Raw genomic sequence first — 10,792 nt, forward strand, 5'->3', positions numbered from 1 at the left:
GGGGAGGGTCACCAGGACGTTCTTCGCGCAGGTGCGGCGGCCCGGCGCGGCCTCGCCGCCCTCCGCCCCGCCGACCGCGCCCGGCACGTCCCGCTCCACGGCGGCGGCGATCAGGGAGCGCAGCTGGAGGACGTACGTCTGGAGGGTGGTGCGGGCGCTGCGCGGCGGCTCCCCCGCCCACAGCTCCTCGATCAGCGCCGCGACCGGGACGACCTGGTCCGCGTGCAGCGCGAGCAGGGCGAGAACCTGCCGCGGCTTGGGGGCGGTCGGCGTGATGGAGAGTCCGTTCTCCCGCACCACCAGTGCGCCCAGTACATCGATGTCCACGCCGTACTCCCCTGTCGGTGGATCAGCAGCAGCGGATAGGAGTAAAAAACAGGGCCGACGGTTTGTCAATATCGGACCGGCTGCGCTGTTTTTTCTTGCGAGCACTGACGGGCGCATCAAGCGATCTCCCACTACTCCGCAGGTCAGAGGCCTTCAAGCAAGTGGACGAGTGGAGGGAGAGGCGACAGCCGCTTTCCCTTGCACAGGGAGAACACAGGGGGAATCTTTACCAAAAAACGGTCCCCGCGGTTTGTTCAGCGGCCTGTCTGAGGCGGATCCCTGTCGAACACCCCTGCGCAACGCAGCCGCGGCGGGCCCTGCTCGGCCGCTACAGCTTCACCGCTTCCACCCCGGTAGCTGGCGACCTGTGCCCGCTGCGCGACCTGGACGCATCCGAGCCGGACGAGGACGAGACCGACGCCGAGCGAGCCGCGCCGTCGGCCGACGTGCACCGGCGCGCGAGGTGGCTCTCCGTGGTCGGCGGCCCCGTCGGCCGCGTGTGTCAACCGACACCCGTACCCACGGCCATCCACGCCCCACAGGCGCCGGCCGTGCTGCCGCGATCATCTTGGTCGTGGTGCTGATCGCCGAGCTGATGAACGCGCTCGACGCTTCGATCGTCCACACCGCGCTGCCCTCCATCCAGGAGGACACCGGTGCGTCCAGCGCTGCGGTGCAGTGGATCCCCGCCGCCTACACCCTCACCTTCGCCCTCGCCCTGATCACGGGCGGGCGCCTGGGCATCGCACTTGGCACCGCCCTCACCACCGTCATCTTCTTCACCCACATCAGCGCTGGAGCCCGCGGCCCCGCAGTGAGCACCGCTTTCGCCGGCAGCCTCTGGTACGTCGTCGGCACACCGGCACACTCATCACGATGTGGGCGCTGGTGATCCTGCTACCCAAGGCCGGGCCGGTGCAGCGGCCGTAACCGGGCGGCGGGCGGCCGTACGGCGGTGGTCGCGCCGCCGGACCGTCACGGCAGCAGCTCCAGCCGCGACGAGACCGGGCCGCCCTCCGAGCGCTCCGTCTTGCGGCCCTTGCTGCCGGGCGCCAGCGTCCGCGCGTCGACGGCCTCCGCGGGCGCCCCCGTGGCGTACAGGCCGTCCGGCTCGCTGTCGCGGTCGTGCGGCAGCAGCCAGAAGACCCGCCGGCGGAAAGTGCCCGACGAGCGCGACGGCTTGGCCGCAGGCCCCAGCAGCGCGTAGCCGACCATGCGGCCGTCACGGTGGTAGGCGGGCTTCCCGCGCCGGGTCGGCAGCCGGTCCAGGCTCTGGCGGACGTAGTCGAGCCGGCTGATGTCCTCCAGCCAGACAAGGTCGATCTCGTGGTTGATCTCGTCCTCGCCGATGAGGGCGCTCATGCTCTCTCCTCGTGCGCGAGCAGGCCGATGCCCGGGTAGTACTTCCGCTGGTTGGACAGGATCATCTCCTTCGGTGACGCCAGTCCGACCACCTCGCGGACGCGTGCCGCGAAGGCCCGGGACGAAATCGCCGGAGCCCCCTCATTCTGGCACCAGCCGCGGTACGCCGCGTAGAGGGCGGCCTGCTCCGCCCGCAGGTCCGGTTCGAGGCAGCAGAACTCCCCCAGGAAGCGCCCGGTGTGGTCTTCGGTCTCGGCGTAGGCGGTGGTCGCGATCCGCACCCGCTCGGGGCCGGTGAGGTCCTTGTCGCCGCCCAGGTAGCGGCGGGCGCCCTCGATGAGCCAGTTGAGGATGCCGGGCCCTTCCTCGGTGACCAGGATGTCCGCCAGGTTGTCGATCTTGCGGTCGTCGGAGACGACCCGCTCGAACGGGATCAGCCGCATGCGCCGCCAGAAGGCGAAGCCGCCGGTGCCCACTTCGGGGCGGTGGTTGCCGAGCAGCCACAGCTTGTGCGTGGGCTCGAAGCTGAAGAAGTCCTGCCGCATGCGGCGGGCCTTGATGCGGTCGCCGCCGGTGAGCAGCTTGACGCGGGCCTCGTCGAAGCGGTCGCCCGGCTTGACCTCGCTGCACACGATGACGCGGCGGCCGTGGAGTTCGGCGAGGTCGGTGGGGTGGCCCTCGTACGGGCGGGCCATCAGGAACCCGGGGGGCGCGGCGTCGGCGTAGTCGCCGAGCAGCTTGATCAGCACGTCCAGCAGCACCGACTTGCCGTTCTTGCCGGAGCCGAAGAGGAAGGGCATGACCTGCCCCCCGACGTCGCCGGTGACGGAGTAGCCGAGCAGCAGCTGCAGGAACGAGATCATCTCCGCGCCCTCGGGGCCCTCCCCGAATGTGTCCGTCAGGAAGCGGTTCCAGCGCGGTGTGGGCATCCGGTGCGGGGCGGCGGTGGTGGAGCGCGAGTGGAAGTCCTTGGTGGGCTCGGCTGCCCGGATGCCGCCGGTGCGCAGGTCGACGATGCCCGCGGGGGTGCACAGGGCGTACGGGTCGGCGTCCAGGCGGGCGGCGTTGAGCACCATGCCGGGAGCGGACTTGGCCTGCGCGAGCATGGCGTTGATGCCGCTGGTGCTCAGGGCCCGGCGGCGGTGCTGGGTGAGCGCCTGGGTGGAGTGCAGGCCGCGCGGGTCGTTGCCGACGATGGACTCGGCGAGGTCGCCGGCCGCCCACAGGACGGTGTCGTCCTCGTCGATCTGCCAGCGGGTGCTGTCCCATCGGTACCAGCCGAGGCCGGGCACGTGCCGGTAGTCGTTACCGTACAGCTTCACGAACAGCTTGGCGTTGCCGCGGTCGCTGAGGGTGTCCGGCAGCAGTCCGTCGGCCGTCACCTCGCCGCCGGGCATGTCCGCGGGAGCGGGTTCCCGGTCGGCGGGGCCGCCGGCCGTCCGGACGGGCGCGGGCGCGGGCGCCTGCGCGAGGATCTGCGCGGCGACCGCCCGGGCGTCGAATGCGGGGAACCGGTCGAGCCCGTCGACGGTGTTGTCCTGACCGGCGTTCACGGGCGCCTTCCCGGCATCAGCGGGTGTCGGGAGCCCGCACTGAGACCGCTGCGGATGATGGCCCCGCAGCGGCGTCCCTGGCCCGGCCTGGCCTCCTCGGCGGCGCCCCGCAGGGCCTCCTCGGCAGCGGCCCCGGTCAGCAGCCCGGCGGCGACGAGCCCGCCCGCGGTGTACGCGGCGCGGTTGAGCTTCTCGGAGAAAGCGGCTCCCTCGGGTACGGCAGCGCAGGCCGCCACCTCGGCGAGCACGCGGCTCAGCGCCCGCTCGGCAGGACCGCGGCCGCCGCCGGCGGCGATGACGGCCTGCTTGGCCCGCGAGGGCAGGGGACGCGGTGCGGGCACATGGGCGGGCGGGAGGTGCCCGGTGCGGTCGAGTTCACGCGCGAGCCAGGCAGGCAGCGGTGCGGGCTCCCGTACGGCGCCCAGGGGGCGGTACGCCCCGGTCTCTGTGACGGTGCCGGGCGCGACGATGTAGCCGCCGTGGGCGCGGATGTCGACCTGCCAGGCGAGCGCGCGGCCGGCGCTCGATCCGGAGGAGCACTGCCAGTTGTGCCCCGGGTGGGCCCGGTACCAGATGTGGAGGCCTCCTGAGGGCGTGCGCACGCGCAGGGTGGATTCGTCGTGTTCCGGGCTCTGTTCGCCCCGCAGTGCGGCCAGCACGCCCAGTGTGTGGAAGCCGTTGGCGAGTCCCGTGAGGTCGACGGCGTCGGCGACGGGGATGCCCGGCAGCAGCCGGTCCCGGTCGGGCAGGGGCTGCTCGTGCGCATCGATGTCGATCACGACGAGCCCGGCGGGCCCGCAGGAGACGCCGACGCCGAGGGCGGGGTGCGTGCCCCACCACTGCTCGATGCGGGCGAAGTCGAGGGTGGCGGCACGGAATCCGTGGCACCAGCGACCGGCCCGCAGGCAGGGACACCCCTCGTACGTGTGCCCGGGCGTCCGGCAGGCCTCGCAGTTCCCGGCGGGGGTCTTGCGGCCCGCGGAGAGTGGGTGGACCGGCCAGCCCTTGCTCGCGCACCAGCGCGCCGTGGCCAGGGCCAAACCCGGTACAGCGCCTGGACCGTACCCGGGCTGCCCTGAGTCGCTGCCCCAATCCCGCAGCTCAGAAGCCATGCCCATCCCCCGTCAGCGACTCAAGCGACTCAACGACGGACATACGTTAGCGAAGCTCCGGGCCGGGGGGAGAGCATCCTGCGTCACAACCGCCCCAGCAACCGGGCGGCTCTCCCGGCAGCCGAGCGACCCGACGACCCCTCCCCCAGCGACCAAAACCTTCGGCCGCTCCCCCGGTCGCTCCCACAGTCGCTCCCACCGTAGCTGACGAAACCGCAGGTCAGAATGGATTTGGCTACCACATCAGCGACTCAAGCGACTCAGCGACCGCATATATGAGGCGCACAGGCGCACGCACGCACACGTGCGTTGCATCCCATATACCCGGACCTTCGGTCGCTTCGGTCGCTGATACTCGCCGAGACCGTCTCTGAACTGGCCTTTTCCTTCAGCGACCCCAAGCGACCGACCAGCCTTTCAGTCGCTCGCCTTCGGTCGCTGCCCCGGACGGGCCGCTCCTGCGGGCCCCTCGGGGGCAGCGACCGAACAAGCCACCGGCGGTCGGCGGCTCAAGCGGTTCTGCGGCACGGCTGGATCCCGACCCGAGGGATCGTCGTGAACCGGAACCTTCAGTCGCTTCGGTCGCTGTACGGCTTCTCACCGCAGGTCAGCCGGTACGGCACGGGGCCACCGGTTCGGTCGCTGCGCGGGGCTCGGCCCCTTCGGCCGCGGCCGCGCCGCGGATCCGCCCCCGGCCGCTCCACCGCAGGACCGTTCGAACTCCGCCACCTTCCCCTCGGGAGGCAACCGGCGGGTTCGTCCCCGTTCCCCTCAGAAGGCGGCGGCCTCCGGGTACGCCTCGCCGTAGTGCTCCTGGTAGCCGGGATTGGCGATGGGCAGGGCCTCGAGGTACTCGGCGGGCAGGTCGAAGGCGTCCACCAGCGTCATCATGTGCGGGGCGAGCCTGGCGATGAGGGCGTCGCTCGTCTTGTGCATGGCAAGGACGTGCTGGGGCGTCAGACGCTGCTCCGCCAGGAGCTCACCGCTGTGCTGCCGCAGGTTCTGCAGCAGGAACAGCCGGCACAGGTCGCGCAGCAGCTGCCGGGCGAACGGGTCCGCAGCCAGCTCGGCCGCGGCGAGGAACGCGTCGGCCGCCTTGCCGACGACATGGGCCGAGACCATGTCCAGCGCGGCGCCGGACGTCTCGTTCCAGCGCCCCACCGGGTGGCCGCTCGGCCCCTCCCGCAGCGCCTTGCGCGCCTGCGTCTGCCAGGACTTCTCCACGCAGGCGACCAGCTCGCGCAGGAAGTCGAGGTCGGTCAGCCGGCGGTCGGCGAGGGGCAGCGCGGGGGCGGGGGGCGCGGCCACCTCGTGGCCGAAGACCATCTCCGAGGCCGCCTTGACCCAGATGACCAGGTTGTCGCCCTCGGCCGTGATGCCGCCTTCGATGTTCTGCGGCAGCTCGGACATGCCGTTCACGGGGAACAGCCCCTGTGCGCCGCAGCGCTCCCGGCTCTCGGTGGTGATCTCCCGGGCCTGCCAGGTGATCCAGCCCTTGGCCACGGCCACGAGGCGCTCCACCTCTTCCCGGTCGGTCGCGTCGTGTGTGGCGAACCGGTCCATGGCAGAGCGGTGCAGGAAGGTCATGGCGTACGCGGTGGCCAGCGAGCGCAGCAGGCGGCTGTGGTGGGTGCGGTGCGCGGTCAGCGGTATCCGCTCCCCGGCCCGCGGGCCGCTGATCTGGCGGTGGTGCGCGTAGCGGACGGCGATGGCGAGGGCGGCCCGGGCCATGCCGAGGGTGCCGGCGCTCATGCAGAGCTTGCCCATGGTGACCCGGCTGACGGAGCGCAGGAGGCGCTTGCGCCGGTTGCCGATGTCGCTGATGAGTTCGCCGTCGCCGGTCAGTCGCCCGTGGTCGGACTCCAGCATCGCCTCGCGGGGCAGGCGGACGTGGTCGAAGGCGGTGAGGCAGTGGTCGACAGGGGTGCCGGTACGTTCCTGCAGTCGGCGGACGCGGATGCCGGGCAGGTGGCCGTTCTCGTCGCTCAGCGGTGTGAGGAAGAGGAAAACGCCGTGGTCGTTGCCGTCGACGAGGAGCCGGGCGGCGACGACGGCGCTCTTGGGGCCACCGATGAGGCTGGTGTTGGGCATGAACTTCTGCGCGCCCGGGGTGGGGGTGTGCAGGACGAACTCGCCGGCCTCCCGGTCGAATGCGGCGACGGTCTCCATCGCGGCGACGTCGTTGCCGTGGGCCAGCTCGGTGCACAGGAACGTGCCGATGCGCTCCATGTTCGTGTAGCTGGACAGGTCCCGGTCACGGCTGTCGTGGTCGATCAGGCTGCCGATGAATAGGTTGTAGTGAATGCTCGCGAGCGTGCAGAGGCCGCCGTCGACGAAGCCGGCCCACTCGTGGAGCCCGGCGAGCCGGTGCGCGTCGACGGTGAGGGCCTCCGGGTTGCCGGCCGCGCTGTTGACGAGGCGCAGGCGCTCGTAGGAGAGGGCGGCGCGCTCGGTGGTGGAGAGGCCGGCGCGGTAGCGGAACGGTTCGCTGCCCAGCAGTCGGCGCCAGTCCCCGTGGATCCGCTCGCGGCCGTCCCGGTCGAACAGCAGCCGGGTGAGGTCGGCGACAGCGCCCGCGGGACCGCCGTCAGTGCCGGTTTCACCCGGGGCGGATCCGGCTGCGGCATCCCTCTGCACGGCGTTCTGCATGGCGTTCTGCACTGCGTTCTGCCTCTTGCGCTGAGCGGGAAGCCGCAGGGCGTTGCGGGGCGCCGGGTCGGGACCTGTGCCCGACTCGTCACTTGTTGCCCCAGGAAGTTCAAGGATCAGCACGGACATCGGAACCTTCCCCCGTTGGAGCCGAACCAGTACATGGGCGCGGCGGGGCCAAACAATACGTACTAACCGGTTTGATCAACAAGGACTTGAAAAACCGGTCGCCTGGTTTATTCTTGCAACTGTCACCCTGACCACAGGGGCGGTCTCCCGCGCCCGTCGGGGGACGCAGATGAACACAGCAACAGCACGGACCCTCTCGGTTGCCCTTCAGCCGGGCGGTACGGAGGGATGCAATGGCGCAGCAGGAACGAGCCATCCGCACGCGGCAGAAGATCCTCCTTGCGGCAGCGGAGCTGTTCGACGAGGTGGGCTACGAGGCCACGACGATCTCGGAGGTGCTGAAGCGGTCCGGCGTGACCAAGGGCGCGCTGTACTTCCACTTCGCCTCCAAGGAGGAGCTCGCCCAGGAGGTCCTGGCCAAGCAGGTCGAGGCGATGCCCACGGTGGTGAAGCCGGAGCTCTACCTCCAGCAGGACGTGGACGAGGCGCTGCTCTTGGCGCACCTGCTGCGCCAGGGCGACCCGCTGGTCCGCGGCAGCATCCGGCTGACCGTGGACCAGGGCTCCCTGCAGGACGGGCTGGACCGCCGGGTCCCGATGGCGGGATGGAACGCGCACAACGTCGATCTGCTCACCCGCGCCAAGGAGGCCGGGGAACTGCTGCCGCACGTGGACATCGAGGCCACGGCCAAGCTGTTCACCGGCGCGTTCACCGGTGTGCAGATACTGTCGAAGATCATGACTGGGCACGCCGACATGGTGGAGCGGGTGACCGACCTCATGAAGACCCTCATGACCGCCATCGCCATGCCGGGCGTGCTGGTACGGCTCGACTTCGCCCCCGAACGGGCGGAGCGGGTACACGCCGCGGCCGTCAGGCTGCGGGAGGAGCAGGCCGCCGAAGCCGCGGTGCACTAGCGGCGGTCCGCGGTCTGCTCGTCGAAAGTGGGGGGAGGGGCGTGTGCGTCTCCTCGGCGTGCGTGCGGGGCCCCGGCACCGCGAGAGCCAACGAACGGAGACCTCAGGGTATGAGCAGGACTGGCCACCCGTACGTCCTGGACGTCACGGGTCGGGACATCGCCGGTGAGACCGCGAGACTGCGCGGGCAGGGGCCGGCCGTGGATGTGGAACTGCCGGGCGGCGTGCGGGCCTGGGCCGTGGTGCGCCAGCACTACGTGGAGCGGCTGCTGCTCGATCCGCGGGTGTCGAAGAGCGCCCGGCGCCACTGGCCGGACTTCATCGAAGGGCGGATCACCGAGGAGTGGCCGCTGTACCCGTGGGTGGCGAACGAGAACATGCTGTTCGCCTACGGGGCGGAGCACGGCCGGCTGCGCCGCCTGGTCGCCGCGGCCTTCACCGCCCGGCGCAGCGCCGCCCTGGCCGGACGGGTCCGGGAGATGGCGGGGGAACTGGTCCACGGCCTGTCCGGCGTCCCGGCCGGGCAGCCGGTCGACCTGCGCACCGCGTTCGCCGAGCGGCTGCCGCTGGAAGTGATCTGCGAGCTGTTCGGGGTCGGGGCCGGCGCGGAGCGCGAGGAGCTGTCCGCGGCCCTGCGCACCGTCTTCAGCACGACGGTGTCCGCGCAGGAGATGGAGCAGGCGCGGGTGACCGCCTTCGGGCTGCTGGCGCAGCTCGTGGCGGCCAAGCGGGCGGTCCCCGGCGACGATCTGACGTCCGCTCTGATAGCAGCCAGGGACGAGGGAGAGCGGCTCAGCGAAGAGGAGCTGCTGGGGACCCTGTTCCTGATCATCGCCGCGGGCCAGGACACGACGGCCGCGCTCATCACCAATGCCGTGTGCGCCCTGCTGTCCCACCCCGAGCAGCTGGCGCACGTACGGGAGGGCCGGGCGGGCTGGGACGACGTGATCGCCGAGACCATGCGCCTGCACAGCCCCGCGAGCTACTCGCCGCTGCGCTTCGCCGTGGAGGACATCGACCTGGACGGGGTCACCATCGCCAAGGGGTCGCCGATCCTCGTCTCCTTCGCCGCCGGCGGGCGGGATCCGGAGCGGTACGGGCCGGACGCCGCGGAGTTCGACCTCCTGCGGGCCGGCCGCGACAGTCTGGGCTTCGGGCACGGGGCGCACCGGTGCCTGGGCGCGCCGCTGGCGGTCGTTGAGGCCACGGCGGCCTTCACCGCGCTGTTCGAGCGCTTCCCCGGGATGGCGCTCGCCGTGCCCGCGGACGAGATCGGACCGCTTCCCACGTTCCTGCTGAATGGCTACCGCTCGCTGCCGGTGGTGCTGCGTCCCGAGTGAGCAGGCCCCTGTACGGGGAGAAAACGGACGGGTTCCATGCCGATATGGGCGAGGAACCCGTCCATTTTTTCGTTATTTCATCGACTTTCCTTGGATGATGGCACTGGTCACTCCCGCCAGAGGATAGAAACCGTCTAGGCGGTTTGTTACAGTGGGCGTCGTGAGGGGCGTAGGCGCAGGTCGAGCACGGGGGCCGTCTCTCGCAGACACAGCATCCCTGCGGAATGACGGAGCCCCTCTTGGTCAAACAGGAACGAGCGGTTCGGACGCGCAATGCTCTGATCGAGGCAGCCGCCGAAATGTTCGACCGCGACGGCTTTTCACAGGCCTCGCTCGCCGCCATCAGCACGCGAGCCGGGGTGAGCAGCGGTGCGCTCCACTTCCACTTCCCGAGCAAGGCGCACCTCGCGGACGCGGTGGTCGAACAGGCCGGCCGGAGGCTCGACCGCATCGTGGGGCCGCGCGCGGCCTCGTCGCTCCAGCGGCTGATCGACGCGACCCACGACCTCGCCCAGGCCCTCCGGAGTGATGTCGTCCTGCGCGCCGGGTTCGAGCTGAGCGGGTCCGAAGCGGGCGTCGGCCCCACCTGCGACCTGCGCGGCACCTGGCAGGAGTGGGTGCAGGAGGTGATGGCGGCCGCGGAGTCCGAGGGCGCGCTGGCTCCCGGCGTCTCGGCGCAGGACGTAGCCACTGCGGTGGTGGCCGCCGCGGCGGGCTTCGAGGTCCTGGGCGGCCGGGACCCGCACTGGCTCTCCGGCGACACCATGGCCCGCTTCTGGGCGCTGCTGCTCCCCCGGCTCGCCGAGGGCTCGCTGCTCGACGGCTTGGTGGTGTCGGGTGCGAGCCAGGAGCACGCAAACCAGACCTGACGGTCTGCTCGGATCCGCAGCGAAGTGCCCCTCGGAGACTCCGGAGGGGCACTCTGCGTTCTCGGGGCGCCGACAGATCCGCCAACGCGGCACCAAATGCCCGGTTTCGAAAGGTTATTGACGTCCTCGCGGACTGCCCTGGACCCAAACAGCGCACCCGGTTTTGTTTTGACAAACCGCCTGGCCTGTTTTTTACTGGCTGAGGCGAAAGCCGACCCTCAATCCACGGACCAGGCAGGGGAGTACGGCGTGGACATCAAGATCTTGGGCCCGCTCGCGGTGCGGGAGCACGGCATCACCATCACGCCGACCGCCCCCAAGCCCCGCCAGGTGCTGGCCCTCCTGGCGCTGCACGCCGACCAGGTGGTCCCGGTCGCGGCGCTGATCGAGGAGCTGTGGGCGGGGGAGCCGCCGCGCAGCGCCCGCACCACACTGCAGACCTACGTCCTGCAGGTCCGGAGCCTGATCAGCAACGCCCTGGCGGCGCAGGGCGAGGACGCCCGCACGGCAAAGGACGTCCTGGTCACGCTGCCG

10 protein-coding genes are annotated in these 10,792 nt (G+C 71.1%); 5 read left to right on the forward strand and 5 right to left on the reverse strand.

Going from position 1 to position 10,792, the window contains the following annotated elements:
• On the reverse strand, positions 1-327 hold a 327-nt coding region (locus AC068A_RS36620; RefSeq protein ID WP_478590617.1), incomplete at its 3' end, for an AfsR/SARP family transcriptional regulator.
• Between the two features lie 574 nt (positions 328-901).
• On the opposite strand from AC068A_RS36620, the gene AC068A_RS36625 reads away from it, so the two are divergent.
• Entirely contained in the window at positions 902-1,219 is a 318-nt protein-coding gene (locus tag AC068A_RS36625; RefSeq protein ID WP_478590618.1) for a hypothetical protein, read from the forward strand.
• An 83-nt stretch (positions 1,220-1,302) separates the two neighbouring features.
• Here the strand turns inward: AC068A_RS36625 and AC068A_RS36630 are convergent, their stop codons facing one another.
• From AC068A_RS36630 to AC068A_RS36645, 4 genes are all read right to left on the reverse strand, one after another.
• A complete protein-coding gene (locus tag AC068A_RS36630) occupies positions 1,303-1,689 on the reverse strand; it encodes a DUF6009 family protein (RefSeq protein WP_478590619.1) in 387 nt (128 codons plus the stop codon).
• Positions 1,686-3,086, reverse strand: coding sequence for a DNA primase family protein (locus AC068A_RS36635; RefSeq protein ID WP_478590626.1), 1,401 nt, complete (start codon positions 3,084-3,086; stop codon positions 1,686-1,688). The genes AC068A_RS36630 and AC068A_RS36635 overlap by 4 nt, the downstream gene beginning before the upstream one ends.
• A 152-nt stretch (positions 3,087-3,238) precedes the next feature.
• Positions 3,239-4,354 carry a bifunctional DNA primase/polymerase gene (locus AC068A_RS36640; RefSeq protein ID WP_478590620.1) on the reverse strand — a complete coding sequence of 372 codons (1,116 nt, stop codon included), beginning with the start codon at positions 4,352-4,354 and terminating at the stop codon, positions 3,239-3,241.
• Between the two features lie 771 nt (positions 4,355-5,125).
• A complete protein-coding gene (locus AC068A_RS36645; RefSeq protein ID WP_478590621.1) occupies positions 5,126-7,015 on the reverse strand; it encodes an acyl-CoA dehydrogenase family protein in 1,890 nt (629 codons plus the stop codon).
• 350 nt (positions 7,016-7,365) lie between these two features.
• On the opposite strand from AC068A_RS36645, the gene AC068A_RS36650 reads away from it, so the two are divergent.
• The 4 genes from AC068A_RS36650 to AC068A_RS36665 all read left to right on the forward strand — a co-directional run.
• Complete coding sequence (locus AC068A_RS36650; RefSeq protein WP_478590622.1) at positions 7,366-8,049, forward strand: ScbR family autoregulator-binding transcription factor; 684 nt, start codon at positions 7,366-7,368, stop codon at positions 8,047-8,049.
• A gap of 110 nt (positions 8,050-8,159) precedes the next feature.
• Complete coding sequence (locus AC068A_RS36655; protein ID WP_478590623.1) at positions 8,160-9,389, forward strand: cytochrome P450 family protein; 1,230 nt, start codon at positions 8,160-8,162, stop codon at positions 9,387-9,389.
• Between the two features lie 224 nt (positions 9,390-9,613).
• Complete coding sequence (locus AC068A_RS36660; protein ID WP_478590624.1) at positions 9,614-10,258, forward strand: ScbR family autoregulator-binding transcription factor; 645 nt, start codon at positions 9,614-9,616, stop codon at positions 10,256-10,258.
• A 249-nt stretch (positions 10,259-10,507) separates the two neighbouring features.
• The coding region (locus AC068A_RS36665; RefSeq protein WP_478590625.1) for an AfsR/SARP family transcriptional regulator at positions 10,508-10,792 on the forward strand (285 nt) is incomplete at its 3' end.

The organism is Streptomyces sp. NPDC043854, from assembly GCF_056436005.1.

Coding starts and splice junctions, on each gene's coding strand:
- AC068A_RS36630 (WP_478590619.1), bottom strand. CDS start 1,689: ATGAGCGCCCTCATCGGCGAGGACGAGATCAACCACGAGATCGACCTT.
- AC068A_RS36635 (WP_478590626.1), bottom strand. CDS start 3,086: ATGCCCGGCGGCGAGGTGACGGCCGACGGACTGCTGCCGGACACCCTC.
- AC068A_RS36640 (WP_478590620.1), bottom strand. CDS start 4,354: ATGGCTTCTGAGCTGCGGGATTGGGGCAGCGACTCAGGGCAGCCCGGG.
- AC068A_RS36650 (WP_478590622.1), top strand. CDS start 7,366: ATGGCGCAGCAGGAACGAGCCATCCGCACGCGGCAGAAGATCCTCCTT.
- AC068A_RS36655 (WP_478590623.1), top strand. CDS start 8,160: ATGAGCAGGACTGGCCACCCGTACGTCCTGGACGTCACGGGTCGGGAC.
- AC068A_RS36660 (WP_478590624.1), top strand. CDS start 9,614: ATGACGGAGCCCCTCTTGGTCAAACAGGAACGAGCGGTTCGGACGCGC.